This is a genomic window from Paenibacillus sp. NPDC057886, assembly GCF_042796655.1.
Classification (GTDB): domain Bacteria; phylum Bacillota; class Bacilli; order Paenibacillales; family Paenibacillaceae; genus Paenibacillus.
In genome coordinates, this window is record NZ_JBHVMZ010000002.1 from 499,351 (window position 1) to 524,752 (window position 25,402).

Annotated in this window: 14 protein-coding genes and 1 pseudogene; 4 read left to right on the plus strand and 11 right to left on the minus strand. The window is 48.0% G+C overall.

All coding sequences use genetic code 11. From position 1 onward, the window contains the following. Positions 1–213: 213 nt before the first annotated feature. From ACFVQB_RS09320 to ACFVQB_RS09345, 6 genes and pseudogenes are all read right to left on the minus strand, one after another. Positions 214–651, minus strand: a pseudogene (locus ACFVQB_RS09320) (HNH endonuclease); the annotation flags it as partial. A 1,590-nt stretch (positions 652–2,241) separates the two neighbouring features. Then, positions 2,242–3,417 carry an acyltransferase gene (locus ACFVQB_RS09325; RefSeq protein ID WP_379437398.1) on the minus strand — a complete coding sequence of 392 codons (1,176 nt, stop codon included), beginning with the start codon at positions 3,415–3,417 and terminating at the stop codon, positions 2,242–2,244. A gap of 250 nt (positions 3,418–3,667) precedes the next feature. Beyond that, complete coding sequence (locus tag ACFVQB_RS09330; RefSeq protein ID WP_379437400.1) at positions 3,668–5,014, minus strand: cryptochrome/photolyase family protein; 1,347 nt, start codon at positions 5,012–5,014, stop codon at positions 3,668–3,670. Positions 5,015–5,029: 15 nt separating this feature from the next. Then, positions 5,030–6,190 carry a response regulator gene (locus ACFVQB_RS09335; RefSeq protein ID WP_379437402.1) on the minus strand — a complete coding sequence of 387 codons (1,161 nt, stop codon included), beginning with the start codon at positions 6,188–6,190 and terminating at the stop codon, positions 5,030–5,032. 99 nt (positions 6,191–6,289) lie between these two features. Then, positions 6,290–9,385 carry an ATP-binding protein gene (locus tag ACFVQB_RS09340; protein WP_379437404.1) on the minus strand — a complete coding sequence of 1,032 codons (3,096 nt, stop codon included), beginning with the start codon at positions 9,383–9,385 and terminating at the stop codon, positions 6,290–6,292. 216 nt (positions 9,386–9,601) lie between these two features. Further along, positions 9,602–10,024, minus strand: a complete 423-nt coding sequence (locus ACFVQB_RS09345; protein WP_379437406.1) for an SRPBCC family protein — start codon at positions 10,022–10,024, stop codon at positions 9,602–9,604. 272 nt (positions 10,025–10,296) lie between these two features. Here ACFVQB_RS09345 and ACFVQB_RS09350 point away from each other — a divergent pair, with 272 nt between their 5' ends. Next, a complete protein-coding gene (locus tag ACFVQB_RS09350; protein WP_379437409.1) occupies positions 10,297–11,124 on the plus strand; it encodes a class I SAM-dependent methyltransferase in 828 nt (275 codons plus the stop codon). A 215-nt stretch (positions 11,125–11,339) separates the two neighbouring features. Here ACFVQB_RS09350 and ACFVQB_RS09355 read toward each other — a convergent pair whose 3' ends face one another. Beyond that, a complete protein-coding gene (locus ACFVQB_RS09355; protein ID WP_379437411.1) occupies positions 11,340–12,374 on the minus strand; it encodes an NADH:flavin oxidoreductase/NADH oxidase in 1,035 nt (344 codons plus the stop codon). Positions 12,375–12,911: 537 nt separating this feature from the next. On the opposite strand from ACFVQB_RS09355, the gene pepT reads away from it, so the two are divergent. Next, the gene (pepT, locus tag ACFVQB_RS09360) at positions 12,912–14,150 is read left to right on the plus strand and encodes a peptidase T (protein WP_379437414.1); all 1,239 of its coding nucleotides are present in this window, start codon (positions 12,912–12,914) and stop codon (positions 14,148–14,150) included. A 142-nt stretch (positions 14,151–14,292) separates the two neighbouring features. Here the strand turns inward: pepT and ACFVQB_RS09365 are convergent, their stop codons facing one another. Then, positions 14,293–14,985 carry a Crp/Fnr family transcriptional regulator gene (locus ACFVQB_RS09365; protein WP_379437417.1) on the minus strand — a complete coding sequence of 231 codons (693 nt, stop codon included), beginning with the start codon at positions 14,983–14,985 and terminating at the stop codon, positions 14,293–14,295. Between the two features lie 667 nt (positions 14,986–15,652). On the opposite strand from ACFVQB_RS09365, the gene ACFVQB_RS09370 reads away from it, so the two are divergent. Continuing rightward, positions 15,653–16,111, plus strand: coding sequence for a methyl-accepting chemotaxis protein (locus tag ACFVQB_RS09370; protein ID WP_379438107.1), 459 nt, complete (start codon positions 15,653–15,655; stop codon positions 16,109–16,111). 188 nt (positions 16,112–16,299) lie between these two features. Here ACFVQB_RS09370 and ACFVQB_RS09375 read toward each other — a convergent pair whose 3' ends face one another. Continuing rightward, a complete protein-coding gene (locus tag ACFVQB_RS09375) occupies positions 16,300–17,736 on the minus strand; it encodes an alanine/glycine:cation symporter family protein (protein WP_379437420.1) in 1,437 nt (478 codons plus the stop codon). A 444-nt stretch (positions 17,737–18,180) separates the two neighbouring features. Between ACFVQB_RS09375 and ACFVQB_RS09380 the strand changes: the two genes are divergently transcribed. After that, complete coding sequence (locus tag ACFVQB_RS09380) at positions 18,181–19,110, plus strand: response regulator (protein ID WP_379437423.1); 930 nt, start codon at positions 18,181–18,183, stop codon at positions 19,108–19,110. Positions 19,111–19,230: 120 nt separating this feature from the next. Here ACFVQB_RS09380 and ACFVQB_RS09385 read toward each other — a convergent pair whose 3' ends face one another. Both ACFVQB_RS09385 and ACFVQB_RS09390 read right to left on the minus strand, forming a co-directional pair. Further along, on the minus strand, positions 19,231–19,407 hold the full coding sequence (locus ACFVQB_RS09385) for an aspartyl-phosphate phosphatase Spo0E family protein (protein ID WP_379437426.1): 177 nt from the start codon (positions 19,405–19,407) through the stop codon (positions 19,231–19,233). A 346-nt stretch (positions 19,408–19,753) separates the two neighbouring features. Next, entirely contained in the window at positions 19,754–24,949 is a 5,196-nt protein-coding gene (locus ACFVQB_RS09390; protein ID WP_379437428.1) for a rhamnogalacturonan lyase family protein, read from the minus strand. Positions 24,950–25,402: the final 453 nt, after the last annotated feature.

Consider the following 25,402-nt stretch of genomic DNA (forward strand, 5'->3'; position numbering starts at 1 on the left):
TGGTAAACCGATGTGAAGTTTCACTACTCACTTCTCCCCAGTATAACGTACATATGAACGCTGTACCGTTGTCAATTTGAAGAAATTTCACCAGCTGCGCTGAAAAACAAAAAAGCACACCCGGACCTGTTCAGTCTTGGTGTGCTCTATATATCAGATACCCCGCTTGAAACCAATGGTGAACAAGCTTAGGGCAGTATTTCGCCTAACCGTTTATTCCAGCTGAGCTTCCTGCAGTGCCAATTCATTCAGCTCTTCCTGATGCGCAGCATTCCACTCGGGAATACCGGAACGCATGAACTCTTCAGCATCCATCGCTGCTTTGGACTGGTTGCACAGATTGCAGGCGCAGACACAGTTGAGTGGAGTGGTATGTCCACCTTTGGCTCGCGGCAAAAGATGGTCAATCGTATCTCCATACGATCCACAGAAGTAACAGGTATAGTTATCACGGGTCAAAATAAACCGCTTGAAATCCTTATTGCTAAACAATCGGCGGATCGTGTACCGATTAACCACAACAGCGGCTTTTTCCTTGACCAGCGTGACCGCCAGCTCCATATCCACTTCCTGATGCCAGCGCCGTCCTTTGTCCGTCTTGCCGCGCATGCGCACCATACCCTGCCGGTTCGTCCGAAGCGATGCCGGATCTTCCGGGTCAATCGCTACAGGCACCGCCGGAGTATGACGGCGGGGACGGCTTTCCGTTCCAGCCCCGTGGCTGCGGCTGGAATGCGCTGGCGCACGCTGCCCGGATGATCCAGCGCGGGCTGTGTCTTCGCCGCCTGCCTTAGGCGCACGCTCCTTGCGTGCCGGGCGCGGCTTCGACCCGGGCGAGCCTGGCTGGCGCACGGGTGCAGGAGGCGCAGCCTCCATGGCCGCCCCCGGCGCTTGGCCGGGCGCGGGCTTCGCAGCGGCGGCAGGCTGTGCAGCCGCCGCTGCGGGTCCGGCGACCGTATTGGCATCGCCACGGTCGCTCAGGCTCGGCGCACTGGCCTCAGCTATGCTGCGGGCCTGTCCTGCGCCGGACGGCAGCGCGGCAGCACGTTTGCGGCGCCGCTTGCGTTTGCGCTTGGCTGCGGTCGGCTGATCCGCAGCCCCTGGCTCTGCTGCCGGGCCTTGCGGCTTGGCTGGCAGCAGAGCCTTGGCCGCCGCAAGCTCCTGCTCGGCGGCCTGATCCGTGCCAGCGGCTATACGCGCGCGGGCACGCTTCGCAGACGGATCAGCACTCGCTGAATGCACCTGCGAATCCCTGTCTATTCGCGGATCAGCCTCCGTCTGTGGCTGACCTACAGTCTCGCTCTCCACCTCAGTTCGGGAGAGCGACTCCGTTTGCTCCTTACCCGACTGCAGCTCTGGACGCTTTGCCTTTCTCCGCCTTCTCCTCTTCTTGCGGTTGCCTGAAGGCGAAGAGACAGTTGAAGAAGCAACGAAGTCAGCCGTTTCACCTTCCATTGATGAAGATGAACCTATGGACGGTTCTGAGTCCACATGACTTACAGACGCGGTATCTGGTGCCCCATCCACTGCATCGGTGATCGGGGCTGCTGTTTGGTTGGCAGATACCGAAGCCTTGGTAATATTATGTCGGGCTTTCGGAGCACCTTTAAGACTCTTTACCGCCTCACCCGTAGTTCGGAGTAAGGTGGTATCGTTATCCGCTTGTCCACCGTGCTGACGACAGTGGCGACAAGCGCCACGTCTGGCTCCGGGGCCAGCCCGCTTTCCGGTTCTTCGTCGAAATTCGGACAAAGGTCGCTTTTGCCCGCAATACATACATGTCTTGGTCAGTTGCGCTTCATGTTCCGTCATTTCCTGCCGGAAAGGGGCCGAGCCCGTCTCCATGTTGTCACCTCGGTTCCGTATGAATCCGGTTTCTTTCTATTGTATCACATCTGCTCGCTAACACACTCATAGCCAGATGTCTCATAGTCTTTTGTCTTGTACTCCTGCGTCTGCCCCAGGCATTCGTGAAGGATATGTTCCACGTATTCCAATATATCTTGCATCGGTTTCCCGCATTGTTCACATGTTGTCATTGTTCTCACCTTAATCCTGTTCTTAAAGTTCTCTGCTTATAAAAAAATAATTGTATTCCGCCTTCTCATTACCCTTCACTCAGGAAAAAGAAACATTCGTTCCCCATATATGAATCAAATCGGCAATCAAAAAACCGTTTCCCGCTCAACCCTAATGGTCGACCAAGAAACGGTTTATTATTCCTGTATTGGCATAAATATTTTAACGAACGTCGAGTTGTCCCGAGTTTTGCTGCGGTACCAGCCGTGGCTTCGGTTTTGGCAAATTGCCGAAAACCACCCATGCAAACGGAACGAATCTTGCAGTGAGTCCAACCACAATCCACGATGCGATTAATGCCGCACCAAAACCTCCGGCGTACCACAGGTGAATAAGCCAGGAAACACCGGTTTGTGGTGGAAAATTCCGATAGACCAACAGGAAGAATGGATGTATCAGATAAATACCGAAGGACAGTGCCCCAAGTCGATTAAGCGGCTTGACGATCAGCGACGGTCCTTTGCGATAGAGCAGGTACGCAATCTGAATGAGCACCAACGCACAGGCGAACGTATGCAGATTCCAGAAAAACTCGTACCACAGCGTGTTATACGTCGCAATCTTCAGGCGCAACAGATAATAAATGTACACATGGCCGAGTCCGGCAAAAATCCATACCGCCCATAGCAAAATCCATGAAACTACACGAGCTTTGGTTGCATTTTCCCGACTAATGACAAACCATTGTTTAATCTTCGGAAAATATACCCCGATAAAAGCACCCAGCATGAAATAGGAAAAGTACGAGAAAGCCCAACTTCCCTTATTCGGCACCTGGAAGCCATATTTATTACTTACGATAAATGCCCACTGAATGAGCAATCCAATCGGTACCGACCATTTGACGACTGAGGGATATTTCTTAAGCAGCCACAATACCAACGGGAATAACAGATAAAATTGCATATTGATAAATACAAAGTACAGATGCGTATACGCCTTGCCCGTGAACAGTTTAGTTATGAAACTTACTGCTGATTCACCAAACGGACGGCCCTGATAATGCGTGAAGTGCAGGATTACAAAATACATTAATGAAAACAAGAAATACGGAAGTAAAATGTAAACAAATCTTTTTTTGTAAAAGTTGCTAACCAGCTTCTTATCAAGCGGGCGAGAATAATAGTTATAGAACAGTACAAAACTGCTCATAAAAATAAACGTTGGTGTACCATATTTCATAAAAATATTAATAAAATTGTACAGCCAGTAATACCCTGAACCTGTCATGTCCACCGTCGCGTATGAAGTGGAATGCACACACAGCACGCCGATGATGGCCATTGCCCGTACGAGATTCAGCTCTGGAATTCGCTCTCTTTTGATTGTCTCACTCATAATTAGCGTTTCTCCTTAATATGTTTCATTGATATGTCTAATATGACTTAGTACGATAAGCTCACTATCTATTAAAAAGCATAAAGCTTAAGATGGGTAGTCCAATTTCTTAAAAATCCCTAAATTTTCAACATGTTTCACAATTTTTTCATGTCTATATATGTAAAAAAAGACCGCTATGACGCGGCCTACGAGCATCTTCGTATCTGTCCAAAATATTGTTGGTTCAATGGGATGAAAATGGTAAACTTCAATGCTGACGACTGGCCAAAATTCGTTTATAGATCTCAATAGCCGACTGTCTTGATGTTTTCAGATCAACAATTGCATCCTGGCGAGGCTGATGAATCTCTTTGCTATGGAAATCCTTAAGTTCAGGTAGCCATTTGCGGATATAATCCCCTTGAGGATCATATTTTTCTGACTGTGTCACCGGATTGTTCACCCGAAAGTATGGAGCTGCATTCTCGCCAAGTGATGCACACCACAGCCAGTTGCCCCGGTTTTGAATATTGTCATAGTCACGAAGCTTGCGTCTGAAATACGCTTCACCCAGCGTGAACGGGCATTGCAGATTTTTGGTAAGGAACATTGCGGTCAGAATACGAAGCCGATTCGGCATATGTCCAGTCTCATTCAGTTCCGTCATCGCTGCGTCGATAATCGGAATGCCCGTTTCGACCTTGCACCACCGTTCGAAGTGGACCTCGCTGAGCGCCGACAGATCGTAAGCTTTTTCATATGTAAAATAATGACTCTCATAAACTGCCCGATACAGATAGAAGTCCCGGAAGCACAATTGTCTGATCCATTCATCCGAATGCTCCGTGCGTTTTGCAGCATCGTACATCTTCCGGATGGATACAGCCCCCACAGCTACATAAGAACTGAGACGACTCGGTTCATAGGCTTCATATTCATCCCGATGGTCTCCGTAATCGGCAATCCTGTCGGATAAAAAGCCATCCAACAATAGATGAGGATCATTCAGATCCGAACCATCATATGCCAGCAATTGTGGTGGCACCTGGAAGGTCTCTGGCCATTCTATCTGGTGATTACTGACCTTCACCTCCGCAATCGTAGTGGTTGAGGCTGGATTGGGATACTCATTCATGAATTCCACCCAGCGTCGGTGGAAGGCAGCAAATACTTTATATGGCTCGGACTTGCCCGTAAAATCAGCGAACCGCTTCAGATCCATCAGCAGATGATCCGTCAGCTGCGTAAATGTGACTTCTCGTTCCTCGGTTACCTTGCGTATTCCACGATCCCGTTCCATTGCATATGGGGTCATGTCCCGATGAACGACAACTTCATCTATACGACCTTGTATCTGTTCGAGGATATAATCAATCACCTCAGCTGGTTTGCCATAAGCCACGTGCAGCTTACGGCCTGAATCGCGGTACCGCTTACCAAGCTCAACAGCATGCTGTAGAAAGTTCACTCCGCTATGTTCCTGTTCACGACTCTGCCGCAGCAGAAACGGATCATAGATGAGCACATGCAGACTCTCTGCATCCTGGTTCCGCAAATAATCGAATGCAACCAGATCATCTGTACGCAAGTCTTTGCGATGTATGAATAACTTCACGCTTCATCCTCCTGCCTACTTTGCCGTTAAATCTTCATACATCCTGATTGTCTCCTGCTCCGGTTGATGTCCCAGTTCTTCAAGCAGGGTCAGCGTAAATGAATGATATATTCTGAGTATGGCTTGTTGATCACCCATGGATGCACATACTCTCATCATTAATCGGCAGATCTCTTCGGCATACGGCTCCCGTTCCTGTAGTTCGCTCAACTGCTCCATCGCTTCCTTGCCCCGTCCATGCTTCATGTCCCATTCGGCGATATCCATAACCAGTCCTACATATTTACTTCTCAGATCTCTCGCTTTGGCTTGAGCCCAGCGATAATCATGCTCCTCCAGATAATCACCACGGTAGAGCGGGACGATATCCCGCAGTTGATCGACATTGTCTGACGTAACGGTAGCGTATGCCATACCTTGCTCGAATTGCTCTACATCACTCACCAGATTACCCGATAACAAACGATAGCGGTTCATGTTGTATTCCAGCTTGCCCGTCATGTTCCATTCCTTCAGCAGTTTGCGTATCTGATAAACGGAAGTATGCAGATGCGTTAGCCCTTTCTCTTGCGAGACATCCGCCCACAACTTATCGAGCAGAATCTCTTTGCTTACCCAATCCCCTCTATGGTGAAACAAAAAGGCAAACAGTTCTTGCGATTTGGCTGTGCGCCACTTGTGCTTCTGTGCTTCCTGATCCAGACTTCTGTAGATATCCAGATGTTTAAAAGTAAGCAATCCAGGCACACGGGTATCCAACTCCATAGCCTCAGATTCCAGAACCTCAGCAGTTACAGCAACCTGAGAGGATGAGGATATCATCCCTGCGGCAATTCGAGCGATCGTTTTGGCAAGTCTCACTGAACTTACCGGCTTCAGCACATAATCCAGCGCCTGAAGCTCAAAGGCTTCAACCGCATGATCGGCGTAAGCCGTTACAAATATAATGCGTATATTGCTGTCCAATTGCTGTATATATTCAGCCGCTTCCAGTCCATTCATTTCCGGCATGCCAATGTCCAGAAACACAACGTCCACACGCTCTTTTGCCAGAAATTCCAGACCGGCACGGGCTGTTGAAAAACACTGTACGGGGGTAATCCGCCCATCCGATCTTAACAGGCGCTCCAGATGAAGCTGCGCCGGTTTCTCGTCATCGATTACAATGGCTTTCATCGCTCTTCCAGCCTCCTGCCGTGAATTATTCAATGGGAATACCGCTTATTTTGGCACCCGCTTATTAGTCTGTTAACCAGATTTCCCTAACTCGGCCCATTATTTGGAGTCAACCGCTTTCTTCACAGGTATGCGAAATCGTATTAACGTTCCTTTCCCCGAATGACTCTGAATCTCCAACCCTTGACCATATAAGGACAACAGGCGCCGATTAATATTCTGTAGCCCTACACCTCCAGGACCTTCAGTTCGCCCTGAACTTACCTGAGCCAAACGCTCAGGAGGTATGCCTACTCCATCATCCTGTACCACAATGACGATGTGCTCACCTTCGCTGGTAATGCCAAGGTGAACCGTACCACCTGCAGCACGCTCCATCACCCCGTGACGAATCGCATTCTCCACAAGAGGTTGAATACTGAGTGGTGGCAGGTAAAGACGCACATCTGGGTCAATTTCATAATGGACCACCAAACGTTCCTCGAACCGAGCTTGTTCCAGATGTACATAGGACTCCACTAACTCCAGTTCTTTCGCCAGTGGAACCAGTTGATCGCGGTTCTGGAAGTCGAAACTTCCCCGCAGGTAATGACTCAGTTCAATAAGCAAATCGGTAGCTTTATCCGGATTGACGGCGCATGTTGCAATAATGACGTTGAGCGCGTTATATAGAAAGTGCGGTTTAATCTGGGCCTGCAAGAAAGCCATTTCCGTACGAACAACCTCCTGTACCGAGGTACGCATCTCAATTAACGTTCGTACCCGGGCACGCAGTTCACCCGCATCCACAGGTTTGCTCAAAAAATCATTTGCTCCTGCCTGGAATCCCATTTTGATGTCCTCAGGCAGCCCACGAGCTGTCAGCATCAGAATGGGCAATTCGGACAAGGAACTGTTCTCACGCAGCTTGCGACACAGCTCAAGCCCGGACATTTGCGGCATCATCCAGTCTGTAATGACAAGATCAATGGAGGGGTGTTCTTCACGAAGCTTCAGTGCTGCTGCCCCGCTATCCGCTGCAATGACACGGTAACGTTCCGTTGATAACAGATTGAACAATACTTGTCGATTCACGGGATCATCGTCCACAATCAGAATGGTATGCTCTGCTTCCAGGATATCATCCGTCTTATCCCAATCCATTGCTGCCGTATCCTTTGCTCTTGTTTCTTGGGTAGATACATATCGGGCTGCAACAGGTCTAGAACTCGCTTGCAGCAGAGGAAATTGCACAACGGGCAGGGTAAAATGAAAGGTCGAACCTTCACCTGGCTCCGATTCTACCCAGATGGTCCCTCCGCCAAGTTCGACCAGTTTTCGAGTGATACTCAGTCCAAGGCCAGTTCCCCCGTTAACCCTCTCACTTGTTCCGTTGCCCTGTTCGTAAGACTGAAATATGTCTTCCAGTTTATGCGGGGCAATTCCGACACCTGTATCGGCGACAGATACCGTCACCATAGCTCCATCCACACGAGCATAAAGCCGAATTTCCCCCTGCTTTGTGTACTTATACGCATTGCCCAGCAGATTATACAGAATCTGCCTTAGCCGATCCTCGTCCGCCTCAACCAATGGTAACGTTGTAGGCCATTGCTGAATCAGCACAACCGGTTTATCTTCAAAAGTAAACCCAGAGACTTCAACGACCGTTCGGGCAACGGATTCGAGGTCCACAGCACTCCGTTTTAATTCAATTTCACCATTTTTGAGCTTGGAAAAATCCAAAATATCGTTCACCAGCAGCGATAGCCGCTTTCCAGTTGAGGTGATCATGGACAGATTTTTGGCCTGCTTGGGTGTGACTGCCCCGGCCGCCCCTTCCAGCATCGATTGAGCAATATTAATGATGCCATGCAGGGGAGTTCTCAGTTCATGTGACGTGTTCGCCATAAACTCATCCTTAAGACTGTCGATTGCAAGCAAACGTTCAGACAACGCTTCAACTTCACGGAATGATTGTGCGAACCGGATCGCTGTTAGAATCATCTGTGCAAAGACAAATAACAGCAGCTCATACAGCGCTAGAAATGTCGTATCCACGGTGGTGAAAGCACCTATGGTGTGCAGCACAACCACCATAAATATACTCATCATGCTCATCAGGACAAAATGACCGTCATTCGGTTGCTTTTTCAGCCAATGGAGCATGGCTCGCAGCGTGTAACCAATCACTACGAGTGAAATCAGCAGCATGGGCAGCTCCAGCATAGAGAACAGAACAGGAGACAATGTAAGACCAACGGCGCATTGGACCAGTACCAGAACCACACCCAGGCGAACAAACCATTGATGGACCGCTCCAGGTACAAGCGCATCCATATAACGGAGCAAATAATAATACGCAAGAGCCGCGCTGATTAATTGAAGTCGCAGAATTTCATTATTCGGCAGGAATGGTAACAGTGTCCCCAGCAACTTCTCTCCATGAGTCAATGCGTACATCGCACCGGACAGGCTGAATAACCCTAGATACCGAAGCTCTTTTTCACTGCGCCGCAGCCGGAAGAGCATCAGGAAGAAGGCAGCTGGCAGAATAAATCCGAACAGGGTCATCAGATCCTTGAGCCAGTCCTGCTGTTGGCTTTTCAGAATACTGTGCTCGTCTCCGAACAAAATAGATGCGATAATACCGCCAGACGAGTAGCTGTAATTGGATACCTGAATAATAATATCTGCAACATCGCCTTCTATGGAGGTAAATCCCGTAAAAGGCAAATTGAGCTGAATATCGGTATTTCGCGTTGTGCCTGGCAGCCCTTTGCCGCCGATCTCTTTGCCATCTATAAATAAACGATGGGCCATGCGGATATTTTGAGTACGTATCCCATAATCGTTCTTCTCTGCTCTTGGGGGAATTCGAACATGCAAATGATAGGTCCCATACCCGTGTGCCTCTCCAAGAGTCCCATTCCATCGGGATGGAACATGGATGGGTAAAGGCTCGGAAAGAGGCTTGCGTCCTGATCTATCCGCCTCAAAGTCAACGGGTGTCAACAATTGGCCCGGATAGAAATCCCACGTACCATTCAGGGCAGCAGCCCCCTGCCTGTCGAAATTCCAGCCGGTCAGGTCCATGACCCCATCCCTCGCATGAGGGTTGCCGCGTTCGGTAAATAACGTTTGTACAATGGAACCCAGAGGAAAAACAACAATACATATAAAGCTAATGGTGAGCATAATCCAGTGTTTTCTCATCTATGTAATCCTTCCGCCTCCATGGCGAGAGACGTCTAATTTTGTCGTTTTATACCTATAACTCCATGTTACACGTTTCTGTTGCTGACGGAAATAGTTCTTACATGATATTTTAACGCCAAAAAAGCCACAGGCTCAGCTACCGGAATGCAGCCCGGAGTAAGACCTGTGACTTTTTTGAATTTGTTGCCTATCTGTTTTACTTTTCTCGTTTCCTTACGCTTGTCCAACGACCTGCGCCAGTTTCTGCACGATTCCAGCCCAGCCCTGCTCCATCCGTTCACGAACCATGGCATGTGCCTGTCCAAACTCAGTCAGTTTGTCCGCGTCCCAGCCACTGTGAATCAGTGTAAAATCCGTGTCTTGTCCTTGCTCCGTTAGTTCAAACGTAAGCGTCCAGTCCTTACCCCATTGGAATGACAGCTTGTGTGGCGGCTGAACTTCCGTGACTTTGCACGGTGATTTCCCGAAAGGTCCCGCTTCCAATATAAATTCATGCCCTTCCACTGGCTCCAGATTGCTTGGCATAAACCACGATTCCAAACCTTTCGACGTCGATACAATCCCCCACACTGTCTCCACAGATGCGTGAAGCAACACTTGTTCCCGAATATCCGGCAATGCACTTGAAGATTCCATGATATCCCCTCCTAAGTTGATATAACTCATTGTTCAAAATTAGATGATGTGTGTCAAATATATTCTGCTAACAACAGGTATTCTGGCAGGTACTCTGTTGACCGTCGTTCAACCCCACCCTATAATTGGAACATATTACATAAAAGGTGCGTGATTTCTTATGATAGTCTGCTCTGAAAAATTCAATTCCAACCGTTGCCGGAAGGGATAAACATCTGACAACCACTCCCTTCCACATTCTCATTTTAATTATGTTGTGGAGGAAACGCTACATGTCTTTTAGTTATTATGGTCCATTATGTACCGAGGTTTACAATGCCACCAAACCCGTTGGCCACTCCCTTGGAGGCGATATTGAATTTTACCGTGATGTTCTGACGAACTGCAATGGACGCATCCTTGAAGCGATGTCTGGGTCAGGTCGAATGCTGATCCCATTACTTGAGGCTGGTTTGAACGTAGACGGTCTTGATTATTCATCAGAGATGCTCAATTCTTGCCGTACTCTTTGCACCGAGCGAGGATTGCCCCTGCCTGAATTGTTCGCTGCCGATCTGGAGACACTTGATCTTCCTTATCGGTATGAAGTCATTATAATCGCCGCAGGCTCCCTGCTGCTTATTCAAGACAGACAGGCTTCCATAAAAGTCCTTCATAATCTGTATCAACATTTGGAACCAGGAGGCCGACTTGTACTGGACCTCTTTTTGCCAGATGTGACGAATACCACTTCACACTACTCGGGCACCTCGACTGTTCAATTACCGGATGGCGATACGATTACAATGGAGAGCAAAGACATCGAAGTCAATATGCTTCAGCAGTACAAAGTAAGTCTGATTCGCTACGAAAAGTGGCGCCATGGCACCCTCATAGCCACAGAACTGCAACAGCTTGCATTACGTTGGTACGGTGTGGAGGAGCTGCGCATGATTCTGGAACAGATCGGTTTCATTGACGTTGTCGTATATGCAGACTTCGATCCCAACCAGGCACCCTCGCGTTCTGATCAGAAATTTGTGTTTGAAGCTAAACGAGGAATACCCTCGGAAGTGGTTTCACTTTCCGATCAAAGCGCTAACGAATCGACCGCACCTTAATAGGAGCATTAGTGTCGAGTGCAAAGTGTAACGAACTTCATTCACGTTATTGCGCCACAAAAGCCTGCGGCAGTACCCGAAAGATCCAAGATCGTGGAAGTACCATGCCTACGATTCGTTAGATTGTAATGACGCTATAAAGGGATGCCCTCCGTCATGTTCATGACTTATGGGACATCCCTTTAATTGCATTTATATGAATGTTCTAATTAAGATCAGTATCCACGGGAATATGGCTGTGCAATAGCTGCTTTATCTTTGCTAACACCCAGTTCCAGAGCTGCATGAGTCGCCCAGTATGGATCGCGCAGCATGCCTCTGCCTACCGCGACCAGATCTGCATCACCGTTGCCAATTACCGCTTGAGCCAGAGCTGAGTCCTCAAGCATGCCTACCGCAATAACAGGAACGTTCAGTTCTTCACGGAAACGACGGGCAAACGGCACTTGATAACCAGGGTAATTACCCGGTTTACGTTGTCCGGAAGGCCCTTCGCCGCCGGAGCTAATGTGGAACATATCCACGCCTGCTGCCTGATAGGCACGGGAAATCTCAATGGTATGATCAATGTCATACCCGCCATCAGCGTACTCCACTGCCGAAATCCGCATAATCAGCGGCATATCTTCCGGCATTTCTTTTTTCACTGCATGAATAATCTCAACACCAAAACGGGAAAGATCCTGTCCATACGCATCCTCGCGATGGTTCATCAGCGGAGAATGGAATTGGTGGATGAGGTAACCATGTGCACCATGCAGCTCAATGGCATCTACCCCAGCAGCTACTGCACGGCGTACACCGTCCGCAAACTTCTGTACCATGGCTTGTGTTTCCTCAGTAGTTAATGCGTGTGGTGTATTGTAGCTCTCTCCAGGGAAGGTAACCACCGATGGAGCTACAGGCTGAGCCGCATCCTCTGCTTTACGTCCAGCATGCGCGATCTGAATCGCCACCTTGGAGCCATAAGCATGAATGCCATCCACCAGCTTGGTAAAGGCAGGAATATGTTCATCAGACCAGATGCCCAGATCATTGTCGGTAATACGTCCGTCCGGATCAACATCCGTCATCTCAATCACGATCAATCCTGTACCCCCAACCGCACGGCTTACATAGTGTACCTGATGCCAATCGTTCGGAATACCGTCTTTGGCAGTAACGGAATATTGGCACATCGGTGCCATGACGACACGGTTATTTAGTTGAAGCCCCTTGAATTGATACGGGGAAAATAGTTTCTCTGTCATTTCAATTACATCTCCTATTCCATATGATGATATATGTTGAGGCAATTCCTTGTTTTCCAGATCGGAAAACAGCTGCCCATTCTTGCCGCAGTTGTCCTGCTCCAAATCCTCATTAACCATTATGAACCTAACTTATAGAAATACAAGTACGTACTTTTTTGTGAGATAGTACCCTTTTTTATACCTAGTTGACCCTTTCCTCTGATGCATTCACTACAACTCGAAATGAACCCAAAACATGATATGATAGCCATACAGACATACAGGATATAACATACCCACTTTATATAAGTTGTACCTAACGGTTACACGAAAACGAAGAGGGCAGGATAAACTGGAGAAGCGAAGCTAAAAGCTTTCTGAAAGAAAGCTGCATCGGAAGCACACACTCGCCTTTATCACCGGATTTCCCCTTTTACAAGGGAATCAAAAAAATCTGGGGATAACAGCGATCAGAAGGGTATTCTGACCTCGTAGTGATAGTGTAAAATAAGTGGTCAACTTATATAATAAACCGAGCCGAAGGAGCGATTACTGGTGAAAGATATTTTAATTCAAAGACTGACAACCTATGCTCAAATGGATACTCAATCCGATGAAAATAGTGAGACTTGCCCTTCCACACCAGGCCAGCTGGTCTTGGGTAAATACCTGGTTGAAGAATGCAAATCCATTGGATTGCAGGAAGTGACCATGGATGATAACGGCTACGTAATGGCGACATTGCCATCCAACACAGACAAGGATGTTCCAGTGATCGGTTTCCTCGCTCATCTGGATACAGCAACCGACTTCACAGGCAAAGATGTCAAACCACAGGTCATCGACAACTATGATGGACAGGATATTGTGCTGAATCAGGAACTGGATGTGGTGTTATCCACCACTGATTTCCCGGAACTGCGTGAATATAAAGGCCACACTCTGATTACAACAGATGGCACAACACTGCTTGGTGCGGACAATAAAGCCGGCATAACCGAGATCATGACGGCAATGGCCTACCTGATTGAACACCCGGAAGTAAAACACGGAAAGATTCGCGTTGCTTTTACCCCGGATGAAGAGATTGGCCGCGGGCCGCATAAGTTCGATGTCCCTGCTTTTGGAGCCAAATATGCCTACACGGTGGACGGCGGGCCCCTCGGCGAGCTGGAATACGAAAGTTTCAACGCGGCTGCTGCCAAAATTACAGTACGGGGCACCAACGTGCACCCGGGCACAGCCAAAAACAAGATGGTCAATTCCGCTAAAATTGCGATGGAGTTGAATCGCCGATTGCCTGCGGAGGAAGCTCCCGAATTCACAGAAGGTTATGAAGGATTCTATCATTTGTTATCCATCGAGGGAGACGTCGAACTGACCAAGATGAGCTACATTATCCGAGACTTTGACCGGGAGAAGTTTGAGGAACGCAAAGCGTATTTGTTGAATGTCGTGGACGAATTGAAAAGCAAATATGGCGAGAAAAGCATCTCCATTGAATTAAATGATCAATACTATAACATGCGTGAGAAAATCGAACCTGTGCGCCAGATCGTCGATATTGCACATGAAGCGATGACTCGCCTGGATATCGAACCTGTCATCCGCCCAATTCGCGGAGGCACAGACGGTTCCCAGCTCTCATACATGGGTATGCCTACACCCAACATCTTCACTGGCGGAGAGAATTATCACGGCAAATTCGAATATGTATCAGTGGATAATATGGTGAAGGCCACACAGGTCATCGTAGAAATCGCTCAATTATTTGAACAGCGTGGAGATGTTTAATCCGAATATAAAGCTACAGCACGTCAATTAAAATGAAATCATCCACCAACAGGTGAAAGCAGGACACCCTCTGGGCATATGACATGCAGAGGGTGTTTTTGCCGTACTAATGGTTAAAAAAGCTATAGCACATCTAGCCTATTTATTCGTACATATTACCTCCAGCAATTTCGCGCAGCTGCTCCAGATTACAGATGACAATGTTACGCTGTTCTTTGCGGATGATGTCACGGTCGCATAGGTCATGAATGACCCGGTTCAAGTGTCTATAGCTCGTTCCCAGCATATCCGCCAGCTCTGTCAGCTTGGAGGTCTGGATTTCTTCCGTGCTCTGCTCACCCTGCTCCATCGTGGACAGCAAATAGCTGGCAAAACGGCTTTCGACCGGATATAGCAGATTGAGGCTCGACAGATTCGAGAAGGTATATAGTTTGTGGGTCACATGACTGAGCATAAAATGAAGAAACTTCGGGTTTTCAGCATATGTATTCTTGAGATAGCGATAGCTTACACCGAGCAGCAGGCTTTTATTGACGGATTCCACCGTGTTTTTGGCTTCCTTGCCATTGACCAGCTCTAGATCACCTACCAGCGCAGGAGGCATACTGAAACGAAGCAACAAAGACTTACCATTCGGCAGTGTTGTATAAATCTTGAGCTTACCTTGGACGAGAAAATATAATCGCTCGGGACGTTCACCTTTGGCACATATAATCTCGCCTTTGGAAGCTTCGAGCAACCTTAATTCAGCAAGCGCAGGTTCGTCGAGCACCTGATCCAGGCCATGCTCCCGCGCAAGCTGGCGCAGCAATTCAAAGTCCATAATTTCTCTCATCTCGGACAAACCCCCTGTGTGAATCTACATATACAATGGACACATGTCCCATAAACGATATAGGCTCGTACAAATATCTTGATATAAAAATAGTTACAACTAGAACTTATATCCAATACATTCATTCAAATGGGAAATATTTTAAAATTCAGCCTTCAAAATGACAATATTTTATGAAAAAAGGAGTACATGATAGCGCACTCTTATCCGATGAAAGATAAAGTAATAAGCATAGTTACAACTGCTAATCTAGAATTCAAATAAAGAAAGGATGGTTCGACCTGTTATGAACGTTGTAGATGCTCTTTTAAAAGTAATGCCTTATATCCGTCTTATTCTTAGAGAACCAGCCAGTCTAACGGTATATGATCACGAGAAGGTATTGTATTCTGTCTCCACCGAGAAGTTCAATCTTGGATTCAACGAAGGTGATCCGCTTTTGGATGGATATAAGAACTTCACCGCTCTCAAGAACGGAAACGAAGCCTCCCTCACCCACCTGCCGGCAGAATACTACGGTATCGAGCTGGATGTCCTTAATATACCGATCTTTGATGACAATCATCAGGTCGTTGCTATTTTTTGCGTATCGTATGATCAGTCGAACCAGAATCAGCTTGAAGATATTATACAAGAAAACCAAACCATCAATGGAAACCTGGTTGAGATGGTCCAGCATGTTGCCGCTCATGCGGAAGAATTGCAGGCCACCAGCGAACAGATTCTGGAGAATACACGTCTGGCGGTAAAGAATTCGTCTCAGATCAACAAGGTTGCCGGGTTCATTCGCGAAATCTCCGAACAGACCAACTTGCTCGGGCTCAATGCCGCTATCGAAGCTGCGCGTGTAGGTGAAGCCGGAGCAGGCTTTGGTGTGGTCGCAACGGAAGTGCGCAAACTTTCGGTCGATGCCAAACAGGCTACCAGCGATATCGATATCAGCTTGAAAGATGTACAACAGGTCATTAAACAGATGGAAATCGAAGTATCCCAGATTGCAGCCTCTTCTCAGGAGCAAGCGACGCTCGTATCCTCCTTCACGGATGTCATCGAAAAGCTGAATGAAGCGGGAGAACGCATGAAAGCTCTGTCTGAGCAGCTCATCAGTTACTCTGTGAACGATTAAGGAAAGTACCTCTCCTGATGGGATAGTTACCCACTCCACCAGAGATACTGAACATGAACTACTTTATATGTAACAAACAGGACTTGGAACCCCCGTCCCCGTGACGGAAATTCCAAGTCCTGTTTCATTTGTCTTTTTATCGTGGTGTATGTGGATCTCGTGTTGTATTTGTATCCGTTATTCCTTCGTTATTTGACAGCTTCATTTAATTTTGTCCCTACTACCTCGGCCTCCGACTCCCAGCATTCCACTTCGCCCGGAATGTGAATACGGTCCCGAGTAAAGATCGGGTCACGTCCCTCGGCCTTTTGTTTCTTGTAATCCTTCAGCGCATCGAATGTCACCTTGGACAGCATCAGGATGGCAATCAGATTCACCACAACCATCAGCCCCATGAACAGGTCGGCCAGATCCCATACCAGCTGTACCTTGGCAACGGCACCAAACAGCACCATCGCGATGACACAGAGACGGTATACCCACAGCCAACCTTTATTGGATTTGATAAACTCAATATTGGTCTCCCCGTAGTAATAATTCCCGATGAGCGTACTAAAGGCAAACAGGAACACCATGACTGCCAAAAATCCGGACGCCCATGAACCAATATGCACACTTAATGCAGCTTGAGTCAATTCAATTCCACCCAGATTGGAACCTTTGTACACCCCTGATAACAAAATAATCATGGCCGTGCTTGTACAAATGACCAAGGTATCCGTCAACACGCCAAACGCCTGTATAAGTCCTTGTTTGACCGGATGCGTTGTATCCGCCGTAGCCGCAGCATTCGGCGCACTACCCATACCCGCCTCGTTGGAGAACAAACCACGTTTGACACCATTCATCAGCGCTGCTCCAAGTGTACCCCCAGCGACCTGTTCTATGCCAAAAGCATTTTTCACAATCAGCGCAATCATGGCCGGAAGTTGTGTGATGTTCGACAGAACAACAAATGCAGCCACGCCAATGTACAGCACAGCAAGAACAACGACGATATATTCGGACGCCTTAGCAATCCGTTTAACACCACCCATAATGATTCCTGCGAACACAACGGCCATAATAATGCCTACAGTCAATCGATCGATGCCAAATGAATTTTTGAATGCGACTGTAATCGTGTTGGACTGCACAGCATTAAAGACCAAACCGAACGACAACGTAATGAGAATTGCGAACAATATTCCCATCCAGCGCTTCCCAAGGCCACGCTCCATATAATAAGCCGGACCCCCGCGGAATCCGCCCTTATCTTTGATTTTATAAATTTGGGCAAGCGTACTCTCCACAAAACTCGAAGCCGAACCAAAAATCGCAATAACCCACATCCAGAATACAGCCCCTGGTCCCCCCAGTGCGATTGCCAGTGCAATACCGGTAATATTCCCGGTTCCTACGCGGGCTGCCATGCTGATACAGAATGCCTGAAACGGCGAAATTTTGCCGGGCTCCTTACTTTTCGGCTCCTTGAGCACTTTCACCATATCCCCAATCATGCGGAATTGCATGAACCGGGTCTTGGTCGTAAAATACAAACCACATACGACCAACAAGATGATTAACAGCTTGGACCACAGAAAATCATTGAAAACTGCAATAATATCTTGTATTGTTTGCTCCATTGGCAATGCCCCTTTTCGTTGATGGTTCATTAAAAAGCGTTCCCCAGCTGTATGACTGAGCGAAAAATTCTCATACTACTCCATAAAGGCATGCAGTTCTATCGCCTCAGACGGACTTTTTCTGCTGAAGTACGATAGTTAAGAGATCATTTGTACCATTCTGCACATCTCGGAATCCACATTTTCGGATGTTACCTATACTACAGGGGCATCTACGGAAATCGACAAATACCTACACAGAAACATTTAAATTTTTTATAAATAAGCAACGTTTATCCATTCACTGTCACTTTATCTGACATATTAGTCAGCATATACAGGTCTTCACATCGGGATATACAACCAAGTATGATAATAGAGGACATGAATAGCAGGGAAAGATCATTATAGATGCAGAGAACGGAATATATAGGAGTAAACTTAATCAGAAAGGAGGACACGGAAATGCGCTATTTCATTGTGGATGATGACCCCGGGGTTCGATCCATGCTGATGGATATTATTGAAGATGAGGGGCTTGGCGACATTGCGGGGGAAGCAGAGGATGGAGCTCATATTCATGCTGAACTGCTGGAGCTGCATAAGGTGGATGTACTGTTGATTGATCTGCTCATGCCGCAGCGAGACGGGATTCAGACGATACGTGCGCTTGAAGGAAGGTTCGATGGCAAGATCGTGATGATCTCCCAGATCGAATCGAAAAATATGATTGGGGAAGCCTATTCGCTTGGCATCGAATATTATATTACGAAGCCGATTAATCGGCTGGAAATCCTGTCTGTTCTGCGCCTGGTGGACGAACGTCTGCGTATGCAGCAATCCATCGCAGATATTCAACGTACGCTGCAAGGACTATCCAGACTGCAATCTTCCGAACGTGCTACAACACCGGCTCCCGACAAAACGATTACAACAGCAGGACATTTCCTGCTATCCGAGATGGGCATGATCGGAGAAGCCGGCAGCAGAGATCTGCTGGACATGCTGGAATACCTGGAGCAGATTGAAACGGAGGAACATAAGCTCTCTCCATACACATTCCCGTCCCTTAAGGATATCTTCCAGAATGTAGCCATACGCAAACTGGGTTCCGATGCCTCACCAGCGGAAGTAACCAAGGAGGTCAAGGCATCTGAGCAGCGCGTTCGCCGTGCTATTTTCCAGACATTGAGCCATGTCGTATCGCTCGGACTCACGGATTATACACATCCGAAGTTCGAGAATTACGCGTCGAAGTTCTTTGACTTTACGGAGATCCGCAAGAAAATGCTGGAACTGCAAAACAATGTGGAGCCCTCCTTGTCCCAGACCCGCATTAACACCAAAAAGTTCGTTCAGGTACTGTATCTGGAAGCCAAGCGGCTGTTGCATTGAGGAGTAAACAAAAAAAATGCGCTCATGATTGAACTGGAATGATACAGCATTCGTTCTTCCTGCTGCCTATTCCAGCTGTTATCATGTGCGCATGATTGCAAAAAAGCTCATCTATATCCATCAAGCCCTCAGCTTGCTTAGGTTCATTCGATTATACTCATTGATCAATTCATCCAGTACCATGGACTGCTGAAGCACATCGGGATGTCCAAATCTACCCTCGTTATGCTCTACCAACATATGAAGGTTATGTCTGGCTTTCTCTATTTGATTTTTCAATTCCAAACTCATAACCATCGCGCCTGATCCCTCCTTATTTCTGTGTTACATTTTAGGTTTTCCTGTCAATCTATAGTTGGATTAACATATGGCATAGTTGGCATGGATGTTTTGTATCCTTCTCCAATTTTTGAAAGTCTCTATAGCTTATCCCTAGAAGACGATCCGAAAATGGCTCTGCAAAGCCTAATTGAAGGAAAGATTACCAATTTCACAAGCAAATTTCCCCCACTACCTTCATAATCAAACAGTTGTGTCATTATTGTGTATGTTAAAAAAACAAAAAGCACCTCTCGATCTACAGGCTTACCCAAGGGGTTACCCTATATCGATAGAGAGGTGCTTCATCGTTAGATCACTTTAATTAATGTGTGACCTTCACTGTGATGACTTCACTTGAAACCGATCCACTTTCGTTGATCCATTCCACAACGTATTCATATTCGCCAGGTGCACGATCTTTGATCACTGCCGTTGCAGTCTGTGCATTCGGGGATGCTGCAGTCAACGGTTGACTGTCGATCTCTTGACCATTTTCATACAGACGATAGGAGGTGGCATTTGTGCCCCACCACATATTCATCGTAATGGTGTAGTTTCCATCCCCGTCCCAGTTGTCATGAGAGAGCACCGGCTTTGCTGGTGCTGCATCACGAACGATTACGGTATGCGGAGCGCATTCGGTTGTTCCCTTTGAATTGATCAGTTCGCAAGTATATACATACGTACCGTTTACCCGGCCCGAAATATCCGTGGATGCCTTTTGGGCAGAAGGGCTTGCGGCCGTGAGCTTCTGCGTATCGATTAGTTCACCGTTCTCATACAATTTATACTGTGTACCGTTATTCCCCCACCACATATTCATCGTGATGGTATATGTTCCATCCGCCAAACCGTCGCCATGCTGGTTATCGTCGGATAAGGAAGGTACACTCGGTGCACCTGTGGCTTGGTCTGCGGCAATGACTGTCACTTCCACGGAAAGCTCGGTGATGAGTCCCGCGCCGTTAACTGCCTTGGCTGTGAAGGTGTGTTTTCCCACCAGACCCGTCAGTGCAATCTCATCACCCTGTTCTACGGCCTCACCATCCCAAGTCAATTCCAGAAGAGTAATTCCAGACTCCGGATCTTCTGCCTTCACATCAACTTGGAGTACATCCTCTTCACTCATCTGTTCCGCAGGCATGCCGGTAATGACCGGAGGTGTCGTATCTTCTGTTTCTTGCGGAGCACCTACATAACGAATATTCGGTGCCGCTGGCTGCTCCATGCCGACTCCCAGATGGAAGCCGGTATGTGGCGGCTGGTTATAGGCTACATTTTGCCAAGCTACCCCAAGGCGGTAGACCGGATCATGCATCAACGTGCGAATACGCACATCCGTCTCATCTGTCGTCGTATAAATACGTAATTCCGAACTGTCCTGACTGCGCCACATTACTTCTTCACGCCAGTCTCCAAACAGATCTGCCTGCAAACTCGGGTTGGCTTTGGTGCCATTGTTCGAAGCCGCACCTGTTGCCGTCAGCAGATTAACTGTCGTTTGGTTCTCATAATCCCATTTGTCGATACGAATATCATCCTGAAGCTCACGCAGCAGATCACCATCCCACCAGATGCCGAAGTTAGTGGACGATGGAATCTTCGTTGTGATCAGTTCCCCCTGAGCACTGTAGAGCCCAGTAATTGGGATATGTTCAGCATTGGTAATCGTTGCGGCCCACACTTCAGACCCCGGATAATTGGGATCAATATCGGCAGCCATGCCGCGTCCGGTATCAATGCCTGTGAATACCCCCCAGAGAATTTCTCCTGTAGCCGCATCACGCATTTCCATACCGTACTTCGAGTCTTTATGTTCGTGTACGTCAAACACTTCCAGTCCTGGACGAGTCGGGTCCAGATCACTCAGATGCATAGCATCGCCATGACCGAGTTTCGTATTGTAGAGCGGTTTGCCATCATCATCAATGGCCATTGCGCCAAATGTAATCTCATCCTTGCCGTCTCCATCCACATCTGCAACCGAGAGATTGTGATTTCCTTGGCCTGCATACTCGCCGTAGCCATCATTATTGGAGTCAAAACGCCACACTTTGCTCAGCTTGCCATCACGGAAATTGTAGGACGCCAGCACGGTACGCGTATAATATCCACGGCTGAACATGGCACTTGGATGTTCACCGTCCAGATACGCCACCGCTGCCAGGAAACGGTCCACCCGGTTTCCATAGCCATCGCCCCATGAAGCTACATCTCCACGCGGCGGATCATATTCTACCGTATCTAGTGCTGCTCCAGTTTCACCATCAAACACCGTCAGAAATTCATCACCAAGCAGAACGTACCCCGCACTGTTCCGGTGGTCTGCATTGGCGTTACCAATGACTTTCCCCTGTCCATCGACGGTACCATCTGCGGTACGCATCATCAGTTCCGCTCTGCCATCGCCGTCAAAGTCATAAACCAGGAATGGAGAGTAGTGGGCACCCGCACGAATATTCGGTCCCATATTGATGCGCCAGAGTCTTGTGCCATCCAGCTTGTAGGCATCCATATAGACAATGCCGGTATATCCGGATTGGGAGTTATCCTTGCCGTTGTTAGGCGACCACATCAGAACAATTTCATATTCGCCGTCACCATCGACATCGCCCACGCTGGCATCACCCGCATAATACGAATACGGCTGTCCGTCTTTCGTATACGCATCGGCAGGCTTTTGCAGAGGTACAGACAAATACTGCTCCTGCCAAACGCCGAATTCCTTCGTCGCCGCTTTTTCAATGCCGTTTTCTACCGTCATGACCCGGTATTTGGACGCATCCGCACCTTTGGCATCCGTAAAGTTGGTGCTTCCCGTTATTGGTTCATCGTTAAGCTTCACACCATCCCGATACAGATTAAAGGCAATGGTCTCGGCATCCAGGCCCAGCATACGCCAGCCGATATAGTTTCCGTTTTCTGTTTTTACAGCAACCGGAGCACGGTCCAGATATTCCATTTCACGATTCAGCGTCGTCGCTACTGGTGTTTCGAGTGCAGCCGACAGTTCGGAGACCCCGCCCGCATTCACCGACGCCACTTTATAGAAATAAGGAATGGTGCTGAGAATGGTGGAATCTGTGTATGCCGTCTCTTTGGTGCGAGCGATGAGTTCATACGGCCCATCCTGCTTCACAGCGCGATAGATTTGATATGCACGCGCTCCTGCTGCTTCCGTCCAACCGAAGGAGACGTCATTTTTGTTGATACTTTGTAACGACAGACCTGTTGGGGCCTCTGCCTTGTCTACAGATGAATCAATCGTGGATACAGGCAATGCATTGGATGCTACCGATTCTGTTCCTGTACGATCCGCTGCCGTTACCGTATATACATAATTCATGCCCAGGTCGACCTTGTTGTCGATATAGGTTGTTGTGTCGGTGGTTGCCAGCAACTCACCCTTGGCCGCCCCAGTTGACTGACGGTATACCTTATACTGTACATCATCCGCGATTGCGTCCCATGACAATGCAGCGGTGATCGGATCACTCTCCAGATCCAGGCCATCCAGTTTCAGATGGGAAGGGGCCACCAAGACGGGTGTAATCTCAAGTCCGTTGAGATGTGCCGTTTGCCCGCTGAAGATCAGATTCATTTGTCCATCCTGGACGTTAATCTGGTTGATTACTTTTTCGGCTATATTTTGAGCACCCGAAGATACCGTTCCATAGTCCTTGCCTTCAATATTGATGTTCGTCCGCGCTGAACCAATCCAGTCCCCGGTGTACGTCTTGACCGAATAGGTACCATTCGGCAGATCCACTTTGAATTCATATGAGCCGTTAAAATAGATCACAAAGTCACGACGCAGATTATCCGTCGCACTGCCACGATCCCGATCCGCCATATTCGCGGAAGACGTTAATCCATAACCGCGTTCTGGCGTATACAGCGTATTCCGGTTGACTTCCGTATACCCTTCAGCAACGGGAGAACCTACCGGGCCAAAGTCATATCGATATGTTGCCGATTTGGTGGTGAAGCTGACTTCATCCGAAGGATCGGACTCGCCGCGGCCATTCACAGCGGTTACTCGAACCGTGTAGGACTTACCTTCGACCAAACCGCTTAGCGTTAAAGTAGGTACAGTTGCCGTTCCTGCCAGCTTGTAGGCAGTTTCCGGCTCTGTTGAAAGCTTACGGTATACTTTGTAGATGTCTGCGGTGTCATCCGCCGTCCATTTCAATACCGCTCCCGCGTTGCTGATGCTACCTGCCTTCAATCCAGCAGGTTTGGCTGGCAATTCAGCCGGAACTTCAGCATCCTGAACCGCTTCCGATAATGGCAGATCCAGTTCACGAACCGCACCCGCAACCAGACGGGCAATCTGAATCGCTCCATATTCCTGGAAGTGGGTATTATCCGTTGCCCCGTTCGGGAACGCCTGATAGATGCCTGGTGATACATGGAGGAAGACAGACAATGTCGCTTCCGGTCCAATGGAATCATAGTAGGCAATGCTGAGTGCGCTCAGATCGATCAGCTTCACATTTTTCTCCGAAGCCACCTCTTTCATCGCCTGCACATATTCAGGGAAGGACACATTGAACTTGCCTGTGTCTGCGTTAAAGTCCCTTCGACCCATTGGGGTGACCAGAATTGGGGTAGCTCCCCGCTGCTGAACGCCGTCTATGTAGGTTTTCAGATAGTTTTTGTAATCGGCGGGTGAAGCATAGCGGTCAGGAACACTGATCGTTGCATCATTGTGTCCGAACTGCACGAACAGATAATCTCCCGGACGGATGAGGCGCAGAATCTCATCCAATCGACCTTCGAAAATAAAGGATTTGGAACTGCGTCCACCAATGGAATGGTTCTTAATCTCCACGGCATCACTGAAAAAGGACGGGAACATTTGCCCCCAACCCGCTTGGGGCTCCCAGTATGAATTATAGGTCTGCATCGTCGAGTCACCCGCAAGGTACACAGCAGGTTTGCTACCTGCCTCGCGTTCCTGTTGTTTGGTAATGACTAGCGCATTGATGTTGGCGGCTGTTCCCAAGAATTCAAAGTTCATCTGCCCATCCACCAGTGCAATATCGAAGCTCATCTCCAGATAATCACCCACTGGTTTGGTGTTCTGCTGAACCTTGTTCATGCTCTCCACTTTGATCGCAATATCTGTGCCGCCTGCACTGTCGCCAGCGACAAGGGAGACGGTATAATCACCGTTCGGCAAGTCCACCTTAAATCCGCTCCCATCGGCGATTGTGGCAAAATCGGATTTGATCGGATCACTTGTACCCCGATCCTGTACCGTTACCTTGGATATATCGGTGAATCCATAGCCACGTTCCGCCGAATAAGCAGACGTTGCGTCCACACCTGTATATCCATTCGCAACAGCTCCTGAACCAAAGTCGAATTTATAAGTGCCTGCACCCGCAGCTTCATCAGTCGATACGGCTGCACTTGCTGTTGGTGTGCCAAATATGGTCCCCCATCCCAGACTGGAAATTGTAAATACCCATAGGAGCAAAACCAAGCCAACCTGCCGCGTCTTCGCGATCATGAACACCCATCCTTTCGTTTCCTCATCATTGAATGATTAAAGCCAGAACGATGGTACAACCCGTAAGTAAGCGCTTGCATTTTGTTGTTTAAAAAAAGTCCTACTTTTGAGTAATAGATCACCTCTTTAATTTTAATTTTCAAATTCTTTAATGCTTCACATCAGTAAACTTTGAGGCAAAGGTTTTCATTTCCCCTCGATACTATCCCTTCTTCCAGGGAATGAACATGTAATTTTCCGTCTTTTTCCATCAAAAAACCGATCTCTTCGTTCATGATCTCTAACACAAGCCTCACAAGCGATCGGATATTGCTCCAAAAGGTAATAAAATCCCTTTTCATACGTAATTCATTCAGGTACAATAGGGCGATGTGTGTGTCCGGACCAGGCGGATACGAATTACGAAGTATAGAGGACGGTTCAGTTCGAACGGATCATCCTGATTTGATTATT

Excerpts from the sequence above, each read along its gene's own strand:
- ACFVQB_RS09350 (WP_379437409.1), top strand. The coding sequence starts at position 10,297 with ATGTCTTTTAGTTATTATGGTCCATTATGTACCGAGGTTTACAATGCC.
- ACFVQB_RS09335 (WP_379437402.1), bottom strand. The coding sequence starts at position 6,190 with ATGAAAGCCATTGTAATCGATGACGAGAAACCGGCGCAGCTTCATCTG.
- ACFVQB_RS09325 (WP_379437398.1), bottom strand. The coding sequence starts at position 3,417 with ATGAGTGAGACAATCAAAAGAGAGCGAATTCCAGAGCTGAATCTCGTA.
- ACFVQB_RS09370 (WP_379438107.1), top strand. The coding sequence starts at position 15,653 with ATGGTCCAGCATGTTGCCGCTCATGCGGAAGAATTGCAGGCCACCAGC.
- ACFVQB_RS09345 (WP_379437406.1), bottom strand. The coding sequence starts at position 10,024 with ATGGAATCTTCAAGTGCATTGCCGGATATTCGGGAACAAGTGTTGCTT.
- ACFVQB_RS09375 (WP_379437420.1), bottom strand. The coding sequence starts at position 17,736 with ATGGAGCAAACAATACAAGATATTATTGCAGTTTTCAATGATTTTCTG.
- ACFVQB_RS09385 (WP_379437426.1), bottom strand. The coding sequence starts at position 19,407 with ATGGTTATGAGTTTGGAATTGAAAAATCAAATAGAGAAAGCCAGACAT.
- ACFVQB_RS09355 (WP_379437411.1), bottom strand. The coding sequence starts at position 12,374 with ATGACAGAGAAACTATTTTCCCCGTATCAATTCAAGGGGCTTCAACTA.
- ACFVQB_RS09340 (WP_379437404.1), bottom strand. The coding sequence starts at position 9,385 with ATGAGAAAACACTGGATTATGCTCACCATTAGCTTTATATGTATTGTT.
- ACFVQB_RS09380 (WP_379437423.1), top strand. The coding sequence starts at position 18,181 with ATGCGCTATTTCATTGTGGATGATGACCCCGGGGTTCGATCCATGCTG.
- ACFVQB_RS09390 (WP_379437428.1), bottom strand. The coding sequence starts at position 24,949 with ATGATCGCGAAGACGCGGCAGGTTGGCTTGGTTTTGCTCCTATGGGTA.
- ACFVQB_RS09365 (WP_379437417.1), bottom strand. The coding sequence starts at position 14,985 with ATGAGAGAAATTATGGACTTTGAATTGCTGCGCCAGCTTGCGCGGGAG.